Source organism: Methylomonas sp. ZR1 (assembly GCF_013141865.1).
GTDB lineage: Bacteria > Pseudomonadota > Gammaproteobacteria > Methylococcales > Methylomonadaceae > Methylomonas.
This window is the reverse complement of record NZ_RCST01000001.1, coordinates 680,199-705,012: the sequence shown is the minus strand read 5'-3', so window position 1 is coordinate 705,012 and position 24,814 is coordinate 680,199. Positions and strand designations below refer to the sequence as shown.

General features: G+C 53.8%; 22 protein-coding genes. 6 read left to right on the top strand and 16 right to left on the bottom strand.

Features of this window, described 5'->3' with window-relative positions:
- Positions 1–53 precede the first annotated feature (53 nt).
- From DDY07_RS03225 to DDY07_RS03215, 3 genes are all read right to left on the bottom strand, one after another.
- Complete coding sequence (locus DDY07_RS03225; RefSeq protein ID WP_171694783.1) at positions 54–3,359, bottom strand: EAL domain-containing protein; 3,306 nt, start codon at positions 3,357–3,359, stop codon at positions 54–56.
- A 123-nt stretch (positions 3,360–3,482) separates the two neighbouring features.
- Entirely contained in the window at positions 3,483–4,169 is a 687-nt protein-coding gene (locus DDY07_RS03220) for a (5-formylfuran-3-yl)methyl phosphate synthase (protein ID WP_171694782.1), read from the bottom strand.
- A complete protein-coding gene (locus DDY07_RS03215; RefSeq protein WP_171694781.1) occupies positions 4,166–4,729 on the bottom strand; it encodes a DUF447 domain-containing protein in 564 nt (187 codons plus the stop codon). The genes DDY07_RS03220 and DDY07_RS03215 overlap by 4 nt, the downstream gene beginning before the upstream one ends.
- Before the next feature lie 153 nt (positions 4,730–4,882).
- On the opposite strand from DDY07_RS03215, the gene DDY07_RS03210 reads away from it, so the two are divergent.
- The 5 genes from DDY07_RS03210 to DDY07_RS03190 all read left to right on the top strand — a co-directional run bounded on the left by DDY07_RS03210 (position 4,883) and on the right by DDY07_RS03190 (position 11,960).
- A complete protein-coding gene (locus tag DDY07_RS03210) occupies positions 4,883–5,689 on the top strand; it encodes a response regulator (protein WP_171694780.1) in 807 nt (268 codons plus the stop codon).
- A gap of 279 nt (positions 5,690–5,968) precedes the next feature.
- On the top strand, positions 5,969–6,580 hold the full coding sequence (gene lexA, locus DDY07_RS03205; protein WP_171694779.1) for a transcriptional repressor LexA: 612 nt from the start codon (positions 5,969–5,971) through the stop codon (positions 6,578–6,580).
- A complete protein-coding gene (gene imuA, locus DDY07_RS03200; RefSeq protein WP_033157446.1) occupies positions 6,577–7,191 on the top strand; it encodes a translesion DNA synthesis-associated protein ImuA in 615 nt (204 codons plus the stop codon). Before lexA ends, imuA begins: the two co-directional genes overlap by 4 nt.
- A gap of 7 nt (positions 7,192–7,198) precedes the next feature.
- Positions 7,199–8,689, top strand: a complete 1,491-nt coding sequence (locus DDY07_RS03195) for a DNA polymerase Y family protein (protein WP_171694778.1) — start codon at positions 7,199–7,201, stop codon at positions 8,687–8,689.
- Entirely contained in the window at positions 8,673–11,960 is a 3,288-nt protein-coding gene (locus DDY07_RS03190; RefSeq protein ID WP_171694777.1) for an error-prone DNA polymerase, read from the top strand. Before DDY07_RS03195 ends, DDY07_RS03190 begins: the two co-directional genes overlap by 17 nt.
- A 39-nt stretch (positions 11,961–11,999) precedes the next feature.
- Here DDY07_RS03190 and DDY07_RS03185 read toward each other — a convergent pair whose 3' ends face one another.
- From DDY07_RS03185 to DDY07_RS03125, 13 genes are all read right to left on the bottom strand, one after another.
- Positions 12,000–12,614, bottom strand: a complete 615-nt coding sequence (locus tag DDY07_RS03185) for a hypothetical protein (protein WP_171694776.1) — start codon at positions 12,612–12,614, stop codon at positions 12,000–12,002.
- Between the two features lie 15 nt (positions 12,615–12,629).
- A complete protein-coding gene (locus DDY07_RS03180; RefSeq protein ID WP_171694775.1) occupies positions 12,630–13,247 on the bottom strand; it encodes a hypothetical protein in 618 nt (205 codons plus the stop codon).
- A 27-nt stretch (positions 13,248–13,274) separates the two neighbouring features.
- Positions 13,275–13,631, bottom strand: coding sequence for a hypothetical protein (locus tag DDY07_RS03175; protein ID WP_171694774.1), 357 nt, complete (start codon positions 13,629–13,631; stop codon positions 13,275–13,277).
- Positions 13,632–14,114: 483 nt separating this feature from the next.
- Positions 14,115–14,897, bottom strand: coding sequence for a hypothetical protein (locus tag DDY07_RS03170; RefSeq protein WP_171694773.1), 783 nt, complete (start codon positions 14,895–14,897; stop codon positions 14,115–14,117).
- Positions 14,898–15,024: 127 nt separating this feature from the next.
- Positions 15,025–15,747: a 23S rRNA pseudouridine(2605) synthase RluB gene (rluB, locus tag DDY07_RS03165; protein WP_171697685.1), complete on the bottom strand. Its 723-nt coding sequence runs from the start codon at positions 15,745–15,747 to the stop codon at positions 15,025–15,027.
- Positions 15,748–15,772: 25 nt separating this feature from the next.
- Positions 15,773–16,759, bottom strand: a complete 987-nt coding sequence (scpB, locus tag DDY07_RS03160; RefSeq protein ID WP_367650908.1) for an SMC-Scp complex subunit ScpB — start codon at positions 16,757–16,759, stop codon at positions 15,773–15,775.
- A 121-nt stretch (positions 16,760–16,880) separates the two neighbouring features.
- Positions 16,881–17,702: a ScpA family protein gene (locus DDY07_RS03155; RefSeq protein WP_171694772.1), complete on the bottom strand. Its 822-nt coding sequence runs from the start codon at positions 17,700–17,702 to the stop codon at positions 16,881–16,883.
- A 2-nt stretch (positions 17,703–17,704) separates the two neighbouring features.
- A complete protein-coding gene (locus DDY07_RS03150) occupies positions 17,705–18,358 on the bottom strand; it encodes a site-2 protease family protein (RefSeq protein WP_033157440.1) in 654 nt (217 codons plus the stop codon).
- A 5-nt stretch (positions 18,359–18,363) separates the two neighbouring features.
- Positions 18,364–18,984, bottom strand: coding sequence for an L-threonylcarbamoyladenylate synthase (locus DDY07_RS03145; protein WP_171694771.1), 621 nt, complete (start codon positions 18,982–18,984; stop codon positions 18,364–18,366).
- Between the two features lie 101 nt (positions 18,985–19,085).
- Positions 19,086–19,772, bottom strand: a complete 687-nt coding sequence (gene tsaB, locus DDY07_RS03140) for a tRNA (adenosine(37)-N6)-threonylcarbamoyltransferase complex dimerization subunit type 1 TsaB (RefSeq protein ID WP_171694770.1) — start codon at positions 19,770–19,772, stop codon at positions 19,086–19,088.
- 61 nt (positions 19,773–19,833) lie between these two features.
- Complete coding sequence (locus DDY07_RS03135) at positions 19,834–21,669, bottom strand: ATP-dependent DNA helicase (RefSeq protein ID WP_253734607.1); 1,836 nt, start codon at positions 21,667–21,669, stop codon at positions 19,834–19,836.
- 122 nt (positions 21,670–21,791) lie between these two features.
- The gene (locus tag DDY07_RS03130) at positions 21,792–22,514 is read right to left on the bottom strand and encodes a M48 family metallopeptidase (RefSeq protein WP_171694769.1); all 723 of its coding nucleotides are present in this window, start codon (positions 22,512–22,514) and stop codon (positions 21,792–21,794) included.
- Between the two features lie 25 nt (positions 22,515–22,539).
- Complete coding sequence (locus tag DDY07_RS03125) at positions 22,540–23,079, bottom strand: hypothetical protein (RefSeq protein WP_171694768.1); 540 nt, start codon at positions 23,077–23,079, stop codon at positions 22,540–22,542.
- Positions 23,080–23,400: 321 nt separating this feature from the next.
- Here DDY07_RS03125 and DDY07_RS03120 point away from each other — a divergent pair, with 321 nt between their 5' ends.
- On the top strand, positions 23,401–24,813 hold the full coding sequence (locus tag DDY07_RS03120; RefSeq protein WP_033157479.1) for a PhoH family protein: 1,413 nt from the start codon (positions 23,401–23,403) through the stop codon (positions 24,811–24,813).
- Position 24,814 lies beyond the last annotated feature (1 nt).

Sequence of the window (24,814 nt, the reverse complement as noted above, 5' to 3'; positions counted from 1 at the left end):
CAAAAACGGGGGCGGCGATAGATAAAGGCCGGCTAACCATTCCAGTGTTCTGGCTAATGCCGCCCATCGCCGGATGGCGCTTGGGTAAAAGCCTTATCGAGCAACTGTTCGAATTGGTCGGCCGGGACCGGTTTGGAAATTAAATAGCCTTGTCCGTAATCGCAGCCCATTCGGTTTAATAGATCGTATTGTTCCTGGGTCTCTATACCTTCGGCGACGACCTTAATGCCCAATTTGTGCGCCATTACCACGATGGCTTCGCACAAGGCCATGTCGCTGGAGCCGGCCACCAGACTCCGGACAAACGCCTGGTCTATCTTGATGTAATCGATGTCGAATTTTTTCAAATAGGCCAGAGACGAATACCCGGTGCCGAAATCGTCCAAAGCCACCTGCATCCCGCCATCGCGAAACGCTGACAGTTGCTCGCGCGTGCTGTTGCTGGCATCCAATATCAAGCCTTCGGTTATTTCAACGATCACACTCTGGCCCGGCAAATCCAGCTCTTGCAATAAGGCAAGCCATTGATTGGCTTCCATGGCTTGCCGGCGGAACTGCACGGGCGATTTGTTGACGCTGATCTGGAAATCCGGATGATAGGTCTGCCGCCACTGCTTAGCCTGGTGCGCGGCAGTGTCAAAAACCCAATCGCCAATATCGACGATAACCCCGGTATCTTCGGCAACCGGAATAAATTCGGCCGGGCTGACCATGCCCAGCGTCGGATGCAGCCAACGCAGCAGGGCTTCGGCTTTGGCTATGCTGCCGCTGGCAAACTCGATAATCGGTTGGTAATGCAGTAAAAACTGCTGACGGGCCAGCGCGCCGTGCAAATCGTTGGCCAGCCGCATGCGCAGTTGGGCGTTCTGCTGCATCAAGGCAGTGAAATATTGGTAGCGGTCGCGACCCTGATTTTTGGCGGCGTACATTGCTTGATCGGCATTTTTTAATAAGGAATCGGTGTCCAGCGCATCGTCCGGATATAGGGCAATGCCGATACTCCCTGAAATATAGGCCGTCTCATTGCCCAAACGAAACGGTTCCGCCAAAGCCTGCAAGATGTTCCGGGCGATCCGGTTGACGCCATCCACTTGATCCAACTCGCCGAGAATCACGGTAAATTCATCGCCGCCCAGTCTGGCAATGCTGTCGCAATCGCGCACGCAGCCGCTGATGCGCCGCGCGGCTTCCTTCAACAAGATGTCTCCCATGAAGTGGCCCATGCTGTCATTGACATCCTTGAAACGGTCCAAATCCAGAAACATCAATGCCACATGCCGGCCATGCCGAAAAGCCTTTTTGATTTCCTGATTAAGCCTATCTAAAAACATATTGCGATTCGGCAAACCGGTCAGCGGATCGAAATTGGCTTGCCGCCAAATCAATTCCTCGGATTTTTTGCGTTCGGTAATATCCGCGATCAAGGCCACTCGCCTGTGTACACCGCCACTCTCGTTCAGAATGGAGTTGATGGTGACCCACTGAATGCAATCCTCGCCGTTCTTGCGGCGGCCGCTGATTTCGCCGGCCCACTGGCCGTGGGTATTGATCACTCGCAAGACGGTTTTATAGAAAGCCTGATCATGCGGCTCTGTGGTGGTACCGACAAAGGCCCGGCCTATCACTTCGTCCGCCGAGTAACCGGTTACCGTAGTAAATGCCGGATTAACCGTGATGATAGTGCCCGTGGCATCGGTAACCATCATCGCTTCGCTACTGTTCAAATACACCAGGGCCGCCAGTTGCATTTCCTCTTCGGCGCTTTTCCGCGCGGTGATGTCCTCGTACACACCCAGCACGCCGATGATCTGTTGCTGTAAATTACGTAAAGGCACTCTTGAGGTCCTTAAATGCATGGTTTTACCTGCCGGCCCCATTAGCGTTTCTTCGTAATTCAATTTTGCCGTATCGCTCTCGATGACCTGCTTATCGTCTGCGCGATATAAGTGCGCTAAATCCCGCCAAACCAATTGCTCATCGGATTTACCGATCAGTTCGGCCGGATTCTCTAGCCCGGCATCTTGACTGAAGGCTAAGTTGGCGCCCAGATAACGGTAATTCAGGTCTTTCCAGAATACACGGCTGGGGATGGTGTTGATGACGGTTTGCAGCATGTTTACCGAATCGGCCAGTTTGTGCATCGCTTCCAACCGTTCGGAAATATCGCGCAAAATCAGTAATTGATTGCCGGCCAAGCTATCGCCTAACAAGACAATGTCGACCAACACCATCCGACACCTGCCATCCTTGCAACAGACTTTCAATTCCGCGGTTTGGCCGGACTCGGTAGCAGACTGGGGAACACGCTGATAAGTATGCCAATTAGCGATGACCTGTTGCCGATATTCAGCGTCGGGATGGGCATGCCACCACCATTCCGCCAAGGTCGGAATATCGCTTAGGGTATAACCGAAGGTTTTTACGAAAGCCGAGTTCAAATAACTGATATTGCCCTGGCTATCATGCAAAGCATAGGCAATCGGCGACTCTTCGATAATGGCGTGAAATTTGGCTTCGCTAACAGACAGTGCCTGATGCGCTTGATAGAGCCGCTGGTAAGGCAGTTGGATGCTGTTGAGGAAAACCGAACGGTAAATCAGGCCATAGGCGACCAACTTATAGGCATGCCCGAGCAAAATATACAAATCGCTGACGCTGGCATAAAAGGTCGCGAACAACTCGCTCATGGCCATGATCGCAGCAGCCGCCGCCAAACCGGCCGGATCGTAGGTATGTTGGCGGCGGGTTTGGCGTAAATAGCCGATGGCGCTGACAGCATAGACGCCAGCCAATACATATTCGCAGGTTTTTTTAAAAGAGGTTAAACCATCAACTGCATCAAAGGTGCGCGGCAACCAATCTTGATGGAAAAACACCAGCCAGCAACTGAGGCCAATATAGAGCAGCACAACGCTCAGCATCAACGCCCGCGACACCGGGGTTATCGGCCGGTTTGGCAGCAACCATCCCATCACCAGACCTATCGCTGCAAACCCGCGGGCCATTAGCCAAAAAGCGATGGCTTTTTCCGGATCGCTTTCGGTGATAAAGGCCGGCATGCCGCTGAAAGACAGGGTATGCATTAAATCGAGGACCGCCACCCCCAAGAAGCAGCAGGCCAGCATCAGGAATCCGGCGGAATTCTCCTTTTGATAAACGCTCCAACCCACCGCGAAAACCAATGCGGAAATCACGATGGAAAAACCTTCCATCAAGGTATGCACGCCCAAGGATTGGCTGACAAAGGGCCGTAAGTAGTCTGCCAGCGGAAAATACAAGCTAAGCAACTGCGCAAGTAAAAGTAGTAGCACCGTCCAAAGCAGAGGCCTGGCCTGGTTTTGTTCGCGATATTGCTCCACAGTGATCCCTTGCTGTTTACCGGTCTGCCGACATTATGTAGATTTAAGTCTGTTGGCGGCTAGTGTTATTGTTATGTTTTGTCGATGGTGCTATGGGTACTGTCAATGCATCAGCGGGCTCATTCAGTACGCTAAAGCTCGCCAATGTTGCCTAATTATGTCGATTTGCCCGACGTCCAGTTGCGCAGTGCGGGAATGTTCCCGGCATAAGGCGCCGCGAAAGCCCAAATAATCCGGACCTAACTGCACTAAACCCGCTACATCGTCGACGCGCAAGGAACCGGCCAAGCCACTCAGCAAACCCAGGCCGGCGACCCTATCGACAAAAAGTTGCAATTCGTCGAACGTCATCAGCCGCGTCAATGAACCGAGTTGTTTATTGGCGGTATCCAGCATCACCCCGCGAAAACCGGCCTGGGCTAAAGCATCAATCATCGCAAAATCCGGGCGGGTATCGGCAAACAATACCGCCACCAGAGCCACGCCCCGCGCAGCAATCGCCTGTAAACCCTCGACGCACGCCAGCCAGTCGCCGTCCGGAAAAAACCCGATTTTCACATAATTGACGCCGGTAGCCGCCATGGCTTGCACGGCCGGCAGGACCAGTTCGGGCTGCATCGGTAAATCGCCGATAGTGGCACTAACACAGCTGCCCGGTTGCAAGCGGCGGACAATCTCGGCAACCTCGGCCACATCCAGAGCACCCAAGGCGCCGCGAGCGGGTTGTTTTAAATCGATAATATCGACGGCGGCGGCTTCGACCAACAGCGCTTCCGCCAAACTATTCACGCTTGCCAACATCGCGGTCATACTTGCACTCCCCGGCGATGTTGTTCAATCGCCGCCATCAGCCAATCCCAGGCCTGACGCTCCCGCTCACCAGCGGTTTTATCCAGGCCGATGCGCAAATAATCCAGTTCGGCTTGAATTTTCTCCCCAGGCAATCTATCCAGCCGGCTGATCAAAATCGCCGCTTCCAGCACTGAATATTGCGCCCGATTAAAGCCTTGAAATGGCTTATGGTTGACCGTGTGCACGGCCCGGCAAAACAATTTCGGCCGGGTGTCGTCGTCTTCGATTCGCACCAATTGCAGTTCGGTATGCGCCAAAGTATCGGCCAAATAATACCCCGCGACTTGTTGGGCGGGCAATAAGGGCCAGTCCCTACGCCCGGTCAGACAACCGGCAAAAATCCGTACATCGTCGCAATAATTGATGACAGCGGTTTTGTTAACTAGCAGATTATCCAGCGTGGTCGAGGGCCGAAACGGCAAGATAATGTATTGATCTTGTTCAACATGCACCCCCATCGGCGCGATGTGCGTATCGCCCTGCAGATTGATGGTAGTGACGAGGGTTTCTTGAATCATGGTGGTTTAGGTCTATCCTGAAGCGTGAAATGTTGCCGGTTTACCGGCAAACCAACGCGCAATTTTAATCTCGCCGGCTACCCTTGGGGATTTTTTTTCCAGCCGGCGCCTGCAGGATGCAATTCCGTTCAACATTAACCAGGCCACACGCTTATGCACGCCATAGATATTGCCGACTTATCGATTTTGCTGATTGAGCCTTCGACCACACAATTAAAAGTCATCATGCAGCATTTACGCGACGAAGGCATAGCCAAAATCGAAGGCGTTTCCAACGCGGCGGCGGCGCTGGAAAGCTTGCATAATCACCGCCCGGATTTGATTATCAGCAGCTTGTATCTACCGGATATGATGGCCACCGAACTGGTTGAGCGTCTGCGCAATGAAGAAGCGCTGAGCCATGTCCCCTTCATGCTGATATCCAGCGAATCCAGCTTCGATGTACTGGACACCATCCGCCAAGCCGGCGTCGTAGCGATTTTGCCCAAACCCTTCGCGCACGACGATTTAAAAAACGCCTTGCGGGCGACCATCGAGTTCATCGATCCGCAAGAAATCAGCCTGGAACATTACGACATCGAAAATGTGCGGGTCTTGGTGGTGGACGACAGTCCGCTGGCCCGCAAGCACATCAGCCGGGTGTTGAACAATATGGGCATCGTCAAAATCACCCAAGCCCATGACGGTAAGGAAGGCGTGGACATATTCAGCCGGGACCAGAACGCGTTCGAGCTAATCGTCACCGATTACAATATGCCGATAATGGACGGCCAGCAATTGATCAAAACCATTCGCCAGGATTTGGGTAACTCCATCGTGCCGATCTTGATGGTGACCAGCGAAGAAAACGAAACCCGCCTCAGCAATGTCCACAAAGCAGGGGTATCGGCGATTTGCGACAAACCCTTCGACCCGCAAACCGTGAAGGAAATGTTGTTTCGGGTACTGGAACCGGATTGAGGATTACAGCATTGGTTTGCTGAAGCTTTATCTTGTTTAACCGTTCCATCCGCTAATAATTAACCGCCCCTCCTGTCATCACTCGTCCTTTACCCGCGCGTATGGCATCGGATTTGTTCCGGGCAAACGCTTGCCAAGCCTAAGTTTGAACATATAAAACCCACCTAGCTGCTCAAAGCCGCTAGCGTGCAAGCAGCAGTTTTTATAGCTGCCGGATAGTTGTGCTAATCCCACCATACGCACTATACTGCTTATAAAAGCAGTAATCATAGAAGCAGCATGAAACCACTCACCGACCGCCAACAAGACATCCTGACTTTCATCGAGCGCAGCCTGTTACAGGATGGCTTTCCGCCGACCATCGCCGAAATCGCCGCGGCCTTTGGCGTGCGCTCCACCAACAGTATTCGCGGCCATTTGCAGGCTCTGGCACGCAAGGGCGCCATCGAACTCGTGCCGGCCGCATCGCGCGGCATCCGCTTGCTGAAAGCGACACCCAATCCCGAGCAAGGCCTGCCCCTGGTTGGCCGGGTGGCGGCGGGCCAGCCGATACTGGCCGAAGAACATATCGAGCGCTATTGCCGCCTGGGGCCAGAGTTGTTCGACAACCGCGCCGATTATCTGTTACGGGTACAAGGCATGAGCATGCGCGATGCCGGCATTCTGGATGGCGATCTTTTAGCCGTGCAACGCACGCCGGAAGCGCGCAACGGCCAGATCGTCGTTGCGCGGATTCACGATGAAGCCACGGTAAAGCGGCTACGCCTGGAGGGCGTTAAAGCGTTTCTGGAGCCGGCCAATCCGGATTTTTCCATCATTGAAGTCGATTTGCAGCGCGAACCTTTGGTAATAGAAGGCCTGGTAGTCGGCGTGATTCGCAGCGGGCTATGAATGCAACTCCCCTGGATCAGCTGTTACGCACCCAGACCGGGATTTGGCGCGGATTGCATTCGAAAAATCAAAACTGGCGAACAATTGCCAGCGGTTTTGCCGAGTTGGATGCCTTGCTGCCCGGTGGCGGCTGGCCGCTGGGCGGCGTACTGGAAATTCTATCGCCCTGCTTGGGCATCGGCGAATTAAGCCTGTTGCTGCCGGCCATGGCCTACATAACTCAAACCAAGCGCTGGATAGCCTGGATCGCGCCGCCCCAGCAAGTCTATGCACCGGCCTTACTACAGGCAGGCATTGATGCAAGCTATGTTCTGGTAGTCGATTGCCGGCAAGAAGCGGACATTCCCTGGAGTCTGGAAAAACTGCTGCGTAGCGGCCGCTGCGGCATGGCCTTGGCCTGGCCACGCCGGCTCAGTGATCATCAAATCCGCCGCTTACAACTGGCCGCGGAAGCCGGCTCGGCGTTGGCAGTGCTATTTCCCAAACAGCGCAGCGGCAGCGGCTACACGGCATTGCGCTTGGAAGTCAGACCCGCGAAAACCGGCCTGGCATTACAGATTTTAAAGGCGCGCGGCAGTTTGCAACGTGCGTCTTTGACCTTGCCGCTGTAAGACCGCCATGGCTGCCACCGCCAGGGCGCTATCGCCAACGCCGCCAGAGCGAATCGGCACACTCGTAAAGCCCAATTCGGCCAACAGCCAACTTTGGCTATGCGCCTATTTTCCTGACTTGGCTTTGACTACACTGCATCTGGATTTAAATCAGGCCGTCGCCAGTGCTATGTCCTACAAAGGCCAGACTCGTCTACATACGGTCTCGGCGCCAGCCCGGCAAGCCGGCGTCGAACCGGGCATGACTCCCGCCGCCGCTTTAGCCCTATGTCCCGGCCTGAGCATTCATAACCGCGACCCGTTCGCCGAACGCCAGGCATTACAACAACTTGCCGAAATTGCGCTGGATTTCAGCCCCTGGGTCAGCCTGGATCAGCCGGACTGCCTGCTGCTGGAAATTCGTTCCTGTCTGACCCTGTTCGGCGGCGTGGAAAGTTTAAGAGACAAGCTAAAAACGGTATGGCAAAGCAGCGGACATCGGCCGTCGATTGCCATCAGCCCCGCGCCTACAGCCAGCGTATTGCTAACCAAACTTGGTCAGGAAACAATCGTCATCGACCGACAAGCCTTGCGCTCGGCACTGGGCCCACTGCCCATCGCCGCGCTAGCGCTGGAGGATAAAATCTTGCATCGGCTATCGCGCACCGGCATCCGCCAACTCACCGACCTGTGGCGACTGCCGCGCGACGGTTTAGCCAAGCGCTATGGTGCTACCTTGTTGCAACAACTGGACAGACTTGCCGGTCAGCAAACTCAAATTTTACAGGCTTTCCATAGGCCGCCGCGCTTCCAGGCCAGCCGCGAGATGCCGATCGAACTGGAACGCATCGAACATTTTTTTCCGGCCATCGAACAACTGGCCGGCGAATTTGCCGCGTTTCTAAAAACCCGCGATGCCACAACCTTAGGCATCACGCTGGAACTACTGCATCACGGCCGCCCGGCTACGTTTTTTGTATTGGATTTTCGCGCCGGCAACCGCAACCCTAAACACTGGTGCGACTTGCTGTACGAAAAACTCGAACGCTCACCGTTGCCGGCCCCGGTGCTGGCTATCACCCTACTCAGCGCAGCCATAGTGCCATTTCAGCCGGAACGCTTCAGCCTGTTCGACGACCACGAAAAACCGGACAGTGACGCCGAATGGCAAGCGGTTTTGGATCAGTTGCAGGCCAGACTGGGCCATCAAGCCTTGAAATTTCCCGGCGCGCAAGCCGACCATCGCCCGGAACGCGCCATGACCGTTGCACCAAACCAACTAACCGCCAATCCCGATTTAGCGCCCAGGCCTTTGTGGCTGCTAACTAATCCCGAACCGGTGCGGCTAAGCGGCCTTAGCCTGCTATCGTTGGCGGAACGCATCGAGTCCGGCTGGTGGGACGACCAGCCGATCCGCCGCGACTATCACAGCGCCCAAGATATTAGCGGCCGCCGGTTATGGATTTATCGAGATTTAAACGCCAAACAACAATGGTTTGTGCATGGCTTGTTCGGATGAGGCCTCCACACCCAACATCGGCTTTGCGGAATTGCATTGCCTGTCCAACTTTAGTTTTCTGCGCGGCGCCTCGCATCCGGAAGAACTAGTCGAGGAAGCCGCCCGCCTGGGTTACCAGGCACTGGCACTGACCGACGAATGCTCGCTGGCCGGCGTGGTAAGAGCGCATCTGGCCGCTAAGAAACACCATATCAAACTGATCATCGGCAGCGAGTTTGTCTTGGACGACGGTCTGAAATTGCTCTTGCTGGCCACTGACAGGGCCAGCTACGGCAACCTGTCCGCTTTTATCACCCTGGCCCGCCGCCAAGCCGAAAAAGGCCACTATCGGCTAACCAGGACCGATTTGGCCGAACACTTTCCGCAAGGTTGTCTGGCGATCTGGCTAACCAACGACTGTTACCGGGAAGAAGATGGCTATTGGTTGAAACAGTTATTTGCCGGCGATTTATGGCTGGGGATCGGCCTGTTTCTATCCGGCCGCGACGAAGACTATTGCCAGCAGGCGCAAGCTACCGCCCGACGCTTAGACATGCCAATTGTCGCCTGCAACGACGTGCACATGCATCGCCGCTCGCGCCAAGCCTTACAGGATACACTGACCGCGATCCGCCTTGACCAGCCCTTATCGCAACTGGGCTATGCCTTGTTCGCTAACGGCGAACGGCATTTACGCCCGCTATCCCGGCAGGCCGAGCTGTATCCGTCTGAATGGCTGCAACAATCCTTGGTTATCGCCGAGCGCTGCCACTTTTCGTTGGACGAGTTGCGCTACGAATATCCGCAAGAACTGGTGCCGGATGGGTATACGCCCACTTCCTGGCTGCGGCATTTGACCGAAACCGGCATCCGCAAACGCTGGCCGCATGGCGAGCCGGCAAAAGTTCGTCAACAAATCGAACACGAGCTGGCACTGATCGCCGACTTGGCTTACGAGCCGTATTTTTTGACCGTGGATGACATCGTCCGATACGCCCGGAAACAAGGCATACTCTGCCAAGGCCGCGGCTCGGCGGCTAATTCGGCGGTGTGCTTTTGTTTGGGGATTACCGAAGTCGATCCGAGCCGGATGAACCTATTATTCGAACGTTTTTTGTCTCGTGAGCGCAACGAACCGCCGGACATTGATGTCGATTTCGAGCACGAACGCCGCGAGCAAGTGATTCAATATATCTATCGAAAATACGGCCGGCATCGCGCCGCGCTGGCCGCCACGGTGATTACCTACCGCAGCCGCAGCGCGGTGCGCGACGTCGGCAAGGCCCTGGGTTTGAACTTGGCGCAAGTCGAACGCCTGGCCGATAGCGTGGATCGTTGGGACGGCTATCAATTGATGCCGGAGTCTTTAAAAGAATGCGGCTTCGACCCGGACAGCCCCATCGTGCAACGCTTGGCGCTGCTGGTCGAGCAAATCAAAGGCTTTCCTCGCCATCTGTCGCAGCACGTCGGCGGCTTCGTCATCGCTCGCGACGAATTATCCAGATTGGTGCCGGTGGAAAATGCCGCCATGGCTGATCGTACCGTGATTCAATGGGAAAAAGACGATCTGGAAGCGATGGGCTTGTTGAAGGTCGATGTACTGGCGTTGGGCATGCTCAGTGCGATTCGTAAAGCGCTGGAGTATCTTGGTCAATATTGCCGTCCGCCCCAGCACCAATATCCCTTTGTTGAAGAAAATTGCAGAAACGCCCTCTCCCGCCGGGAGAGGGATGGGGTGAGGGAATATTCAAACCATAACCACCGCCCTCATCCTAACCTTCTCCCGGAGGGAGAAGGGACTGTTTCGACTTTTATCACCCCTACCGAAGAAACAGGCTCACCCAACATCCCCTGGACTTTAGCCGACATTCCCGCCGAAGACCCGGCGGTTTACCAAATGCTGCAACAAGCCGACAGCATCGGCGTGTTCCAAGTCGAGTCGCGGGCGCAAATGACCATGCTGCCGCGCCTGAAGCCGGCCAATTATTACGATCTGGTCATCGAAATCGCCATCGTCCGCCCCGGCCCGATTCAGGGGGAAATGGTGCATCCATACCTGGCCCGGCGCAAAGGCTTGGAGCCCGTGGAGTACCCCAGCCCGGAAGTCCAAGCCGTGCTGGAACGTACACTGGGCATCCCGATTTTTCAGGAACAAGTCATGCAACTGGCCATGGTCGCGGCCGGTTTCACTGCCGACGAAGCCGACCAACTTCGCCGAGCGATGGCAGCCTGGAAACGCAAGGGCGGCCTGGAACCGTTCGAGCGCAAATTGCTGGACGGCATGCGAGTGCGCGGTTATAGCCAGGCGTTCGCCCAACGGATATTTCAGCAGATCAAAGGCTTTGGGGATTACGGTTTCCCAGAATCGCATTCCGCCAGCTTTGCCTTGCTGGCTTATGTGTCGGCCTGGTTGAAACGCCATCATCCGGCGGCGTTTTGTTGCGCCTTGCTGAACAGTCAACCGATGGGTTTTTACGGGCCGTCGCAATTGGTGCAAGACGCCCGCCGCCATGGCGTAGAAGTGCGCCCGGTGGATGTGCAAGCCAGTCTCAGCGAATGCTCGTTGGAGTTTCCCGCCAACGCCGCACCGGCCTTGCGTTTGGGTTTTAATCAAGTCAAAGGTTTATCGCCAATAGCGGCGGCCAAGATTGTCCAGGCCCGCGGCCGACAAGCATTTGCCAATGTCATTGACCTTGCCGCACGCGCGGTTCTGGATCGGCAAGATTTGGAACACCTGGCGGCAGCAGATGCGTTAAAAACCCTGGCCGGCAACCGGCACCGCGCCTTCTGGGCCGCCGGCGGCGTCGAATCGGCCACGCCGGTATTTGGCATGCCGGTGATTGCCGAAGCCGCGCCGTTGTTAAAACCGCCCAAGCCAGGTCAAGAAGTACTGGCCGATTACGCCAGCACCCGGCTCAGCCTGCGCGAACACCCGCTGGCCCTGCTGCGCGAGCGCTTGCGCCGCCGCGGCGTCACTACCGCCGTTTCCTTATGGCAACGGCGTAACGGCAGCATCGCTCAAGTTGCAGGTTTGGTGATCTGCCGGCAACGGCCGATGACCGCATCCGGCGTGACTTTTGTGACACTGGAAGACGAAACCGGCCAAGTCAACCTGGTAGTCTGGCCCGCCACTGCCCTGGCCCAGCGCAAACCCTTGCTCAAAGCTCGTCTGTTGTCGGTAACCGGCACCATCCAGCAAGATGACGGCGTGTTGCATCTGGTCGCCGGGAAGTTGGAGGATTGGAGTAGCTGGATCGGCGACTTGGCGAGTAAATCCAGGGATTTTCATTAAATGTTAACGTCCCCGAAGCCTTAACTACCGTTGCGCGGCTCAGGGAGATTCTTCAAGTTCAAGCTGTTTGGCTATTTTTGCTTCGAAAACGGTAAAGCGTTTATCCAATTCCCGCCGCGCCTCAGCCTTTTCCTGGTCATGCAAAAAAGCGTAATCGATACTGTTGTAAACCACGGCCTTCAATTCGTCGTAAGCAGGTTTGTAGCGACTGGTAAATAACAGATATTCGTTGCTTAAATTGTTACGCGACACCCCGGCATCATCGGTGGAAATCACATAAGGCACGTGATAGCGCCGGTATAACTGCAAGGGATGGGCCTCGTATTCCACTCCCAAAATAAACGCATTGCTGGTTAGATTGATCTCGACCGCCACGTCGCCGGTTTTCATCTGCTCCAGCAATTGATAGGCATCGGTTTCATGCACGATGTCTATCCCGTGCCCAATACGCTGCGCTCCGGCGGTATTTAGCGCTTCTTGGATATGGCTTTTCAAGCCTTCCGGCGGCACCATGCCCAACACCAACTCACCGGCATGCAGCGACAGTTTGGTCTCGGGAAAGTGCTGCCGCAAAAACCGTAGCATTTTCATATGCAAGCTATAGTCGCGCATCGCGATATAACCGTTTTCCGGCCCTACCAAATTAACACCCACAATCAAAGCCGATTGCTACGCGGCGGCGAAAGCGGCATACAAGCCAGAGAATACCTTACCCGGCTCGCTGTTGCGCGACACATAGGTCTGAAAGCGCAGTGTAAAATTGCCATCATTGATACCGGCGGCCGCTTGTTCATGGGAAACGGCATACTCCTCTACGGCGGCCTTGGATGCCGGATCGCTTGCCAGAAAATCGAAATAAGCCTGAAAGGCCGCTTCCATTTCCAGATCGGTGCTGTCGGCGTTTAAGGCGTTGAGTGTCTTTGCCAGCGCCGGATTATCGATGGCCGGCGCGCTTTTCAGCATGGTCTCCAAATACAACACGTTTTCGGCTATGGCCCGCTGTTTAAGCGCCTGCAAACCTGCTTGATAGGAATAGTCGGATACCGATCCGAAGAAACCGAAGGTATCGAAAAACTGTTGGTCCGGCGGGGATTGTTCGTGAAAGTGGTTGGCAAAATCTTTATCCGACCATCGCTTCAGCAGATCGCGGTAGAGGGTTGAATATTTTTTCTTGGTCCGCAAATCACCGGCGCTAACGCAAGTGCCTGACTTCCAATGCTTGACAACCTCGTATTTAGCCGCCCAATCCAACTCAGCTTTGGTGCCGCCTTGGCAGGCGTTGTCCAAGCAAATACAAAAATGGCTTTTGTCCACCTAATCCAGATAAGTCTCCACGTAAAGCGCACCTGAATAGTGGTGGTGTAGATCGCCGCCCTTGGGCAGTTGATTGGTGAACAGGGTCAATTCGGCGATGCTGGGCATCGTGCCGGAAATCAGTTCGTGATAGTAACTTTGCGTTGCCAGATAATTCAAATCCGGCACGGATTGGACTACCAGGTTTTCGCCGGGAGCCTCCGCCAAATCGGCATGGTTGACACACCCGGAAACCAGGAAAACAGCGGTCAGCAGGGTAAATTTTAGAGTTGAGCTAATCTGCCAAATTGCCATTTTTCTATCCGCCCCGGTATAAAAACCTGCTGGAATTGAAACAAACATCAAAAGTCGGCTCATGGTAAGCCATCCTGATTTGCAATAGCTAGCGAATTGCTTTGATGGGAGTTTTATCGGCGAGGGAAGCGAGCATGCTGGGCCTATGCCAATACCGCGTGGGCACAAAAACCGTGCCCACCCTACGCCTACGATACTACGCAGAGTTAGCGTAAAAAAATTCGCGATGGGTTGGGGTTTTCCCGTATGCCGCGCCGAGCACCGAAGCTTTCGCCGAGAATAGCCCGTTAGGGGCGATGCAGGGATGCATCGCGTTGCCGAAGGGGCAGGAAGCCCCTTTCGGCAACCCTCGGCGAAAGCTTCGGAGCGCAGGATAAAAGCGGCATTCGGGTGTCTTTTCTTTTGGTTACTTTTCTTTGGACAAGCAAAGAAAAGTAACCCGCCCGCCGGTGCGGGAACCGGCATTCAATAAATTTTCGCGATAGCGAATCTCTAACAATACAAACAGAAATTCCAAGTGGACACGAAAACGGAGATCAACTCCAATTAAATAGGTGAAAAAACATATTTAACTTGCGACTTCCCCCCACATTTAAAACATGAAAATACATTACCAAGTTTTATTAAATGATAACCCACATAATTGATGGTATCGCATGAATTACAAAGGTATTCTATTTCCCTAGCTTTTACGGTGAACGTGCCTTCGTCTTCAGAAACTATGTCATGCACGGCTTTACATTTTACGTCTTGGCAAACAATACCTAGATCTTTATTAATACTTTCCTTTCTACATTTAATGTCTTTCTTACAATAACTGCATTGAAATTTATAAAAACTCCCAAAATTCACGTTAAATACCGGAGAACTCAGAATTTTCTCGATTTCATTAACCACAGTAGTCGCTTTTTTTAAAACTTCTTCTTTACCCTTGGTTTTTCCTGATTCAATTTGTGCGAACGTAGGAGCGTGGAGGAAGTTTCCAAGTGCGTTATGTTGCGTATTAGCCCATTTAAGGGAGAAACGGTGATCTTCACCGAGCAATTGTGTTTCGGCTGGCTCACCAAGTTTTTCCTGAACCCCTAAAGAAACAATAATGCTTTTATCAGCGTTGGGGTCACAATCCAATAATAAACTTATGATTTGCTTCGGAGTCCATTTTTTTAGAGCGTCATCAGAAACTTCTTGTATATATAACTCCAACTGTGAATAGGTAATATATTCGATACAAAACCGTAATTCTAAGCACGCATACCTTGCGGAAACTTCATCATCTTTTGCAATAAGGTCTTTGGCGCGATTGAGGCAAAATCTAGCAGCATTACGCATTTATTATTCTTAATTTTTATTAAACTAATAATGAACAATCAACACTTCTATCATCTAAATTATCAAGTGGTAACTTGCTAAATATATTTGCTGGAAATATCTATTCTACGGAATATCAATAAACACACTACAAACCCACAAACTCCATCAACGCCGCCAATTCCTTAGCTTCCAGCTCATAAAACGAATGCGCCCTGACTCGCTCCGGCAAACCGACATCGCCGTAGCGGACCCGGATCAAGCGGCTGACTTTAACCCCCTGCGATTCCCACAAGCGCCTTACCAAACGATTCCGCCCCTGTTTCACCGTGGCGTAAAACCATTTGTTGGCGCCTTCGCCGGCGTAAAAGCTGACGTCTTCGAAATGCGCCGGCCCGTCGTCCAGTTCCACGCCTTGTTTCAGGCGCGCCAGCATCGCGTCATCGACTTCGCCCAAGATCCGCACCGCGTATTCGCGCTCGACTTCCTGGGATGGGTGCATCAAGCGGTTGGCGAGTTCGCCGTTATTGGTGACTAAAATCAGGCCGGAGGTGTTGATGTCCAGCCGGCCGACCGCGATCCAGCGGCCGACCTGCAGGCGCGGCAGTTGGGTAAAGATTACCGGCCGGCCTTCCGGATCGCGGCGGGTGACCAGTTCGCCGACCGGTTTGTGATAAACCAATACGCGGGTCGGTTGCTCGGCGTATTTTTCCCATTTCACGACCCGGCCGTTGATTTGCAGATGGTCGTCCGGCTTTAAGTGGTAACCCGGCTGTACCGGATTACCATTGACGATCAGTTTGCCTTCTTCTATCCAGCGCTCGATTTCCCGCCGAGAGCCCACGCCGGCCCGCGCCAGCAGTTTCTGGATGCGCTCGCCGCCGGCGGGCGCGGCTTTAGTGGAGGGTGAGCTTTTCGGCGCCGAGGCCGGCTTCGGCTTGTGAGTCGAACTCGGTTTCCGCTGCTGCGGTTTCTGGGTCCGTTTGTCCTGCGGGGCTGACGGGTTGTTGGATCTCGGCGGTTTGCGGTCTTTCACTATGGTCCTGCTCGGGTTGCGGTTGCGGCGAATTGCCGAAATCGAAATTGACGATTTCTTCCAGCGTCGGTAATTCGCTCAATGAGGTTAAATTGAAATAATCCAGAAATTGCTTGGTGGTGCCGAACAAGGCCGGCCGACCCGGTACTTCCTTATGGGCGATGACGCGAATCCACTCGCGCTCCAATAGGGTTTGAATGATGGAACTGCTGACACTGACGCCGCGGATGTCTTCGATTTCACCGCGCGTCACCGGCTGGCGATAGGCGATGATAGCCAATGTTTCTAAAAGTGCCCGCGAATATCGCGCGGGTTTTTCCTCGAACAAGCGGGTGACATACGGCGACAAGCCTTCGCGCACCTGAAACCGGTAGCCGCTGGCCAATTGCCGGAGGCCGATCGGCCTATCGGCGTAATCGCGGGCGATTTCATCCAGGGCCATTTGCACCGACAAGGTATCGGGTTGCTCCAGTTCAGGAAAAGTTTCCTGAATCTGCCTGATCGTCATTGGCCGATTGGCGGCGAACAAAATGGCTTCCACGATGCGCTTGGTGTTCATGTCGCACTCTTTAATTATGTCGGGCTGTAGTCGGTGGCGTTCGACCACGATGGGTTCGTAGGTGCTGGCGCGAATAATCTCGGCCCAACGCTGCGGTAAACGGGTTGCGCGCCTAGCCTCGCTAACGGCTGCAGCCACCGGTACGGGTGCTTGCCAACTACTCCGCCAATCCGACTGTAAGCGCACCGCGTGCCTAGGGGACGTTGGCAAAACCACCGGCTTGCTTGGTTCTTGGATGTGAACAACCGCGACGCGCGGCGCGCTAACCCAGATAGCCGGAAAGCGCACAGCGCGCCGTTTGACCGGCACGAATATCGTAACCGGCTCGGGTTTGATGCGCGGCTTGCGGGGCGTTCTGGGTTTGGTTTTGGGAATAACATCATCGACGACGGTTTCGGCTAGCAGTGAGTCAGTCGCCGGTGCCGCTATCGAGGCGGATTCTGACCTGGATGCCGGCGTAGGGTTCGGATTGGAAGATGTCGATGATGCGTTCCTTGGAGAGTTCAAGGATGGCAAGAAACGCGACAACCACTCCGTTTTTTCCTTCACTTCGGGTAAAACACGCTGCGAAATGGAGCTGATTTGCTCCGTTAAGTTTTTCCAAAATGGCTGCCATTCGTTCACGGACTGATAGGGGTTCTTTGGTTATTTGATGATGGGTAAGCCTCTCGGCGCGCTTCAAAATGTCCTGGAAGGCCAGCAGCAGTTCCTTGAGTTGCACATCCGGCAAAATTTGCTGTACATCCACGGTTGAAGTATCCACGCCGAATTCGAAGGTATCGCGCTCGTTTCGGGGCAGCTGGTCGATTTCTTCGGCTACTTTTTTGATCGCTTCGTATTCCTGCAATTTGCGAATCAAAAATGCTCTGGGGTCCTCTTCTTCCTCTTCGCTTTCCGGCTGTCGGGGCAGCAGCATCCGCGATTTGATCTCCGCCAGCAGCGCGGCCATCACCAAATATTCGGCGGCCAGCTCCAGACGCAAATTTTCCATCATGTCGATGTAGGCGATATATTGCCGGGTAATCTGGGCGATGGGGATGTCGAGAATATCCAGATTCTGCCGGCGAATCAAATACAACAGCAAATCCAACGGCCCTTCGAACGCATCCAGAAACACTTCCAGCGCATCCGGCGGGATGTAAAGATCTTCCGGTAAATCCTGATAAGGCTGGCCTTGCACCAGCGCCAGAGGCGGCAGCGCGGCTTCAACCGGTAATGCTACTTCGTTCAAAACTACATGCCCGCCAAACTAAAAAATAATTGTTGGGCGTAGTACATCGGATAAGCCAGCAAATATTGCAACACGTCGGTAGCAAGTAATATCAACAAAAAAATAAAACCAAACCGTTCCAAACGATTGTATTGCCAGGCCCAATAATCCGATAGCACTCCGGACAAAATCCGGCTGCCGTCCAAGGGCGGTATCGGCAGAAGATTAATCAAAGCCAAAACCAAATTGATGCTGATGCCTGCTACGCCGCTGTATATCAGCGGAAAAGAGATGTATTCGATTTCCAACATCACGCCGATTCTAGACAGCAAAGCCCAGGCCGCCGCCATTAATAGATTGGACAAGGGGCCGGCTACCGCCACAATCGCCATGGCTTGACGCGGCTTTTTAAACGCGCGGGGATCGACCGGCACCGGCTTGGCCCACCCGAACACAAAACCGGTAAAGGTCAGCAACAATAAACCGGGAATAATCAGCGTGCCCAGCACATCAATATGTTTGAGAGGATTCAGCGTTAAACGGCCTTGGTCGGCAGCGGTATTGTCGCCCAATTTCTTGGCCACCCAACCGTGTGCTACCTCGTGACCGGTGATCGCGAAAATCACCGGCAAAATCCACACCACGATCCTTTGTATCAGGGTTAATTCGTCCATCATGGCTTTTACTCCAACATCGGCGCAATACCGATACCTTGCCGAACAATGTCAATGGACTTGTCGCCGCAAGCGATGACGGTAGTGGGTTGATATTCGATCACGCCCACATCTATGACCAGGGCTAACTCTTTTTCCAGCCGCTTTCGGATTTCGTAAGGATCGGCCAAAGGCTCCTCATCGCCGGGCATCATCAACGTGGAGGTCAACAAGGGTTCGCCGAGCTGCTCGACCAAGGCTTGAGCTACCGGATGGTCGGTGATTCTGACGCCTATGGTTTTCTTTTTGGGGTGCTGCAACCGGCGCGGCACTTCGCGTGTGGCATCCAGTAAAAACGTAAACGGGCCTGGCGTCAGTTTTTTGATCAAGCGGTGGGCCTCGTTACCCATTTTGGTAAAGTTAGAAACCTGCGATAGGTCGGTACACAACAGTGTGAAGTTATGATTATCGTCCAGCCGGCGGAGGCTGCGAATTTGATCCATGGCCGCCTTATCGCCGATCTGGCAACCCAGCGCGTAGGATGCGTCAGTGGGATAGACGATGACTCCGCCGTTGCGCAAGATATTGACTGCTTGTTGAATCAAGCGCGGCTGCGGGTTCTTCGGATGAATTTCGAAATATTGCGCCATGGGCTAAAACTATCGGCTTAGGTAAAGGGCTATTGTACCCTAGAAGGTATTTAAAAATGTGGCGCGGCCGTTTTAGCGGCCGCTGGAAACCGGAAACCGACTCATCTTTCCGATTGTTTTTTGGCGACTTTATCGCGCAAATAAACCGGCATGGCTTGCTCGACAGGCACCGCCAAACCGCAAGCAAAACCGTAAGCGCCCAATTGCGCGACACAGCCGGCGCGCGGCCAGACATCCACCTCAACGCCCAGCACACGCTCTGCTAAACGCTGGCCCAACTGCTCCGCATAAACGCCCCAGCCGGAGCCGACGCCAAAGCCACGGCAATCCGGAAATATCGCTTCGCCGGCTGGCGTGACGGCTTCCGCGCCGATCAAGTCCGCCAGGCCCAATTCATTGCGTTGATACACGCCCCAAAAAATCTCGTCCATCCTGGCGTCCATTGCGGTAAAACTCAGCTGGGCATCGGACCGCCGGTTAAAAAAATCTTGGGCGATGGCCGCCAACGTCGAAACCGGCACCACCGGCAAGTCGGCACCATAAGCAATGCCTTGCACCACGCCGCCGGCAATTCTGACACCGGTAAATGAACCGGGCCCGCGACTTAAACCGATAGCGTCCAGTTGTTGCGGTTTGAGCTGAGCATCGGCCATCAATTCGTCGATCATCGGTAAAATCAATTTGGTATGTTCGCGCGGGGCGACGGCAAACTTTTCGGCAATCTCGCCATTGATAAACAAGGCCGCCGAACAGGCGTCGGTGGACGTTTCTACTGCCAATAATTTCAAATCTGTACCTCTGTCAACAAGATGCCGGAAACGCTAACGCTTATTCCGGCCTACGCAATGTTCAATGTGATTCATCCAACGCAAAAAACCGCCGCACATCCTCGATCTCACGGCTGCGCTTCATCGCCGGCACGCTATCCAGAAACATCTGGCCGTAGGAGCGCTTTAATAATCTGGGGTCGCAGACCATCAGCACGCCGCGGTCATTGACATCCCGAATCAAGCGGCCCACACCCTGGCGCAACATGATGATGGCGCTGGGCAGTTGATGCTCAAAAAACGGGTTGCGGCCCTGCTTTTCCATTGCATTCATCCGCGCTTTCAATACCGGATCGCCCGGCGATGCAAACGGCAGTTTGTCGATAATCACGCAAGATAAAGCATCGCCGCGCACGTCCACGCCTTCCCAGAAACTGGCAGTTGCTAACAATACCGCGTTGCCCAGTTCCTTGAAATGATCCAGCAATACGCCTTTAGATTTTGTCCCTTGTACCAGGATGGGATGGTCGAGCTTGCCTTCCAACAATTGCGCGGCGCGTTGCAAGGCGCGGTGGCTGGTAAACAGGAAAAACGCCCGACCCCGGCTGGCTTCTAAAACCGGCAAGGCAAACTCGACAATTTTGTCGGTAAAGTCAGGATCACTGGGCTGCGGCAGGCCTTTAGGATGGTAAAACAAGGCCTGGTTCGGATAATCGAACGGACTCTCCCAACTCTGGCTGAGCGCGCCGCTCAACCCAAGATTCTTGGAAAAATGCACGAAGTTATTGGCCACACTCAAGGTCGCGGAAGTGAAAATCCAGGTGGCTTTATGCCGGGCCATGAAACCACGAAACTCCTTGGCAATATCCAGCGGCGTGCGACTGAGCGTGAAAGACTTGCTATAAGTCTCGTACCATTTGATCCACTGCCCGTCCTTGTCGTTAATCAGCGTTTCCAGTTGCGCGTCCAGCGCTTCGGCGCGGTCAAAGCAGGATTCCAGGCCTTTGCTGCGCACCGAGGCGCGCTCCAGTTGATCGGTTAGCCGGGCCAATTGCTTTTGCAAGGATTCCAACGCGCCGGCGATTTTGGGGTTGGTTTCGATGTCTTGCCAGTCGCCGCGGCGCAATTCCAGGCCAAACGCTAGGCGTAAATCCTTGACTTCGTGTTGCAGGTCCTCGCAGGCGGTGCGCAGGTCCGGCATATCCTTGGCGTCGGTGAAATACTCGGCCAAGCTGTCATCGGCCAAATCGACCAATTGTTTGCCGCTAATCGTCACGCCCAAAAAATTGGAGGCGGTGTCGGCCAGTTGATGGGCTTCGTCGATAACGACGACTTCGGCATCCGGCAGCAATTCACCGAAGCCGGTTTCACGGATCGACCAATCTGCGCAGAGCAAATGGTGATTGACCACCACGATCTCGGCTTCCTGCGCTTGCTTGCGGGCCTTGGTTAGAAAGCAATCGCCATAGTCAGGACAGTTTTGACCCAAACAATTGTCGGTGGTGGAAGTGGCGTGAAACCAGACCGGATCGCCGTCATGCACGTCAGCCACTTCCGAGACGTCGCCGGCCTTGGTGCGCTTCGACCAAGCCTTGATCTGCGCCAGTGCCGCCGCGTCTTCCTGGCTGTAACCGAACGCGGAATTCAAGGCCTGTTCCAGCCGATAAGTGCATAAATAATTGGCGCGGCCTTTCAGCAAACTGGCTTTGAACGGCCGTCTGCTCAAGGCTTTGCGGATCACCGGCAAATCCTTGTTGAACAATTGATCTTGTAGATTTTTGGTGCCGGTGGAAACGATGACTTTTTTACCGGACAGGATCGCAGGAATCAGATAGGCAAAGGTTTTGCCGGTGCCGGTGCCGGCCTCGGCAATCAGGTTTTGCTGGGACTCGATGGCGTAGGCGATTTTTTCCGCCATCTCAATCTGCGCGGCGCGCGGCGAATAACCGCTGATAACCTCGGCTAAGGCGCCGCCGTCGCCAAACACATCCACCAATTTGCTAGCGGCGCCGGCAAGCGCCGTCTTGGAACCCTCAGCCACTAGCGACCGAAAAAGCTGTCCGCCTTGGCTTTAGCTTCTCTTGCCCCTTGGACATTTTGCTGCATTTGCCGGGCTTCGGCGATCAACAACCAGCTTTTGCGTTTCAGATCCAGATCACCGCCAGCCAGTAAAGCAGCCTTGCCCGCCAATTCCTCGGCCAATTGCGGCTTATTTTGTTTGATTCTGAGCTGCGCCAGCTTGTAAGTCAGCGTGGGGTTGCGTGAATCGATGCGTAGCGCCCGTTCCATCACGACCACTGCAGCATCCAGGTCGCCACTATTACGGCTGCGGTCTGACTCGCTAATTAAAGCCACCACCGCCGGCGGCGTGCCGCTGGGGATGCGCGCGTCTTCTATAACAAACCTTGGTGCCGGCGCAGTTGCTGTAGCCACCGCCGCCGGAGCGGGTGCAGTCAGAGCCGGACTGGCTGGCGCAGGCGGCGGAATATCGGCCGGCGGCATCAACGGCTCGGCGCGAAAGGTCGGCAGATTCGGTTCATCTTTAAAGTTATTGCTGACACTTTCGATAGGATAGGTGGCGGTATCGGGACTAGACACCGGTTTTTTAGCCGTAGTTGCGGGGGCTTTGTTTGCCGCTGATTTTTTAGCCGGGGCTTTTTTGGCCGGTACGCTGCCGGCCACCGGTGGTTCTGAGCCAGGATTACTACACGCCGTTAATATCAGTAACAGAGGGCACAAAATTAACAGAGATTTTTTTTTCATTTACGATTTGAGTAGCCAAGTAAAATTAAAACAGTTCGATTTCATCGTCGTCGCTTTGCCGATTTGCTTGTTGAAACAAGGCTAGCGCTTCATCGACGCTTTTGCCCTGATGGATAGCATCAAACATCACTTTTTCAGATTCCATAGTGTACTGGTTGCGAATGCTTTCCTGAAACTTATACCATTCGGCAGGATTATATAACCTCTGCGGCGTATCGATGATGACCGACAAGCCTTTTAGATTGTTGGACACGTGTTGTAAGCATTGCTGCAGGCGATCATAAAACTGGAACGCCACAATCGCCGAATAGATTTTATCCTGGGTCGCCTCGCAATGCGCCAGAGCCTGGTCGCGGCTCTCGCTCTGCTGAAAACTACTCAGTAACTGATGAATATTTTTCATATCTTCAACCATACCGGTAAACGAGTCGGCCAAGGCTGAGACCGACTCGTCGCCGGCTTTCATGCTGCCCTCAACCTGAGCAACCGAAACGGTCAACAGCTTGATGGTTTCCCTAATCTGGCTCCAACCCAAGTCTGGCTGGCTTGATGGTGAAAGTGTCATAAATAACTATCCTAAAAATACCGATACAAATTAAGTTGTCGCGACATATGCGCCCTATTGTAACCGACTATACAAAAGCAATGACGACGGCTTAAGTATAGAGAAACTGGAGATTAGTCGATTATTGGCACCGGTATTTTTAAAAAACCCGGAATTGACGGTGAAATCGCACTACTCTTTTGCATAGGGTAGCAACGCTTATCGGGCACAGGGCAAGCGATAGCTCGGTTGACGATAACTCTACACTTGGAGTAGAAATACCTTTAGCGCAGCACCGGGTTTGCGTTGAAACCGCTTTTCCACGCTTTTTACAAGGATAATATGAATATTCAATCCGCCGGCAAAAAATTGTTCGTGTTGGACACCAACGTACTGATGCACGACCCAACGTCCATTTTTCGCTTTCAAGAACATAATGTTTTCATTCCGATGGTGGTGCTGGAGGAATTGGATCACGCCAAAAAAGGCTTATCCGACGTATCGCGCAACGTCCGCCAAGTTAGCCGGTTTTTGGACGAATTAATCCGCGATGCCGATCAACAAACCATCAACGCCGGGCTACCGCTGTCGCGCATCGATTATGCTCGGAACGGCGAGCGAGAATTCGACGGCCGTTTGTATTTTCAAACCCGGCAATTGTCGCATCTACTCCCTGCCGACCTACCTGGACAGATTGCCGATAATTCTATCCTCAGTATCGTATTGGCCTTGGGTAAGGAATACCCGGATGTGAATGTAATCCTGGTCTCCAAAGACATCAATATGCGCATCAAAGCAGCCGCGCTACAGATTACTGCCGAGGATTACCATAACGATCAAACCATCGAAGATATAGACCTGCTCTACACCGGCACGATGCCGCTGGACAGCGACTTCTGGGAGGAACACGGCGGCAAGATGGAATCGTGGCAGGAAAACGACCACACATACTACCGCGTGAATGGTCCGCTGGTGGCCGAATGGTATCCCAACCAATATCTGTATATGGAAGGCGAAGATAACTTCGAAGCCATCGTGAAAAGCCGCGAAGGCGACACGGCTGTGTTGCAATTGGCCCGCGATTATCGGACCAAACACAATAGCATCTGGGGGATTTCCGCCAAAAACCGCGAGCAAAATTTTGCGTTGAATGCCCTGCTCGACCCAAACGTTGACTTCGTGACGTTAATAGGCTCTGCCGGCACCGGTAAAACCTTGCTGGCACTGGCAGCCGGCCTGTCTTTGACTCTGGAAAGCAAAGCCTATTTGGAAATTATCATGACACGGGAGACCATGCCGGTCGGCGAGGACATTGGCTTTTTACCGGGTACGGAAGAGGAAAAAATGGCGCCGTGGATGGGGGCGTTGATGGATAACCTGGAGTTGCTGGGCAGCCGCTCGGGCACGACCGAATGGGAACAAGGCGCGTCGCAAAACGTCATGATGAACCGGGTAAAAATTCGTTCGCTGAACTTTATGCGCGGACGGACTTTTCTGAACCGCTACCTGATTATCGACGAGGCACAAAACCTGACGCCCAAACAGATGAAAACCTTGATTACCCGAGCGGGGCCCGGCACTAAGATCATCTGTATCGGCAATCTGGCACAAATCGATACGCCGTATTTAACCGCTACCAGCTCCGGTTTGACCTATGTGGTTGATCGTTTCAAATCTTGGCCGAATAGCGCCCACATTACTTTGCGGCGTGGCGAGCGTTCGCGCCTGGCGGATTTTGCATCCGATAATTTGTAAC

What these genes read in the sequence shown, in the direction of transcription:
- DDY07_RS03220 (WP_171694782.1), bottom strand. Translation starts at nt 4,169, where the DNA reads ATGACCGCGATGTTGGCAAGCGTGAATAGTTTGGCGGAAGCGCTGTTG.
- DDY07_RS03215 (WP_171694781.1), bottom strand. Translation starts at nt 4,729, where the DNA reads ATGATTCAAGAAACCCTCGTCACTACCATCAATCTGCAGGGCGATACG.
- DDY07_RS03210 (WP_171694780.1), top strand. Translation starts at nt 4,883, where the DNA reads ATGCACGCCATAGATATTGCCGACTTATCGATTTTGCTGATTGAGCCT.
- lexA (WP_171694779.1), top strand. Translation starts at nt 5,969, where the DNA reads ATGAAACCACTCACCGACCGCCAACAAGACATCCTGACTTTCATCGAG.
- imuA (WP_033157446.1), top strand. Translation starts at nt 6,577, where the DNA reads ATGAATGCAACTCCCCTGGATCAGCTGTTACGCACCCAGACCGGGATT.
- DDY07_RS03195 (WP_171694778.1), top strand. Translation starts at nt 7,199, where the DNA reads ATGGCTGCCACCGCCAGGGCGCTATCGCCAACGCCGCCAGAGCGAATC.
- DDY07_RS03190 (WP_171694777.1), top strand. Translation starts at nt 8,673, where the DNA reads ATGGCTTGTTCGGATGAGGCCTCCACACCCAACATCGGCTTTGCGGAA.
- DDY07_RS03175 (WP_171694774.1), bottom strand. Translation starts at nt 13,631, where the DNA reads ATGAGCCGACTTTTGATGTTTGTTTCAATTCCAGCAGGTTTTTATACC.
- DDY07_RS03170 (WP_171694773.1), bottom strand. Translation starts at nt 14,897, where the DNA reads ATGCGTAATGCTGCTAGATTTTGCCTCAATCGCGCCAAAGACCTTATT.
- DDY07_RS03150 (WP_033157440.1), bottom strand. Translation starts at nt 18,358, where the DNA reads ATGATGGACGAATTAACCCTGATACAAAGGATCGTGGTGTGGATTTTG.
- DDY07_RS03145 (WP_171694771.1), bottom strand. Translation starts at nt 18,984, where the DNA reads ATGGCGCAATATTTCGAAATTCATCCGAAGAACCCGCAGCCGCGCTTG.
- DDY07_RS03135 (WP_253734607.1), bottom strand. Translation starts at nt 21,669, where the DNA reads ATGGCGGAAAAAATCGCCTACGCCATCGAGTCCCAGCAAAACCTGATT.
- DDY07_RS03130 (WP_171694769.1), bottom strand. Translation starts at nt 22,514, where the DNA reads ATGAAAAAAAAATCTCTGTTAATTTTGTGCCCTCTGTTACTGATATTA.
- DDY07_RS03125 (WP_171694768.1), bottom strand. Translation starts at nt 23,079, where the DNA reads ATGACACTTTCACCATCAAGCCAGCCAGACTTGGGTTGGAGCCAGATT.
- DDY07_RS03120 (WP_033157479.1), top strand. Translation starts at nt 23,401, where the DNA reads ATGAATATTCAATCCGCCGGCAAAAAATTGTTCGTGTTGGACACCAAC.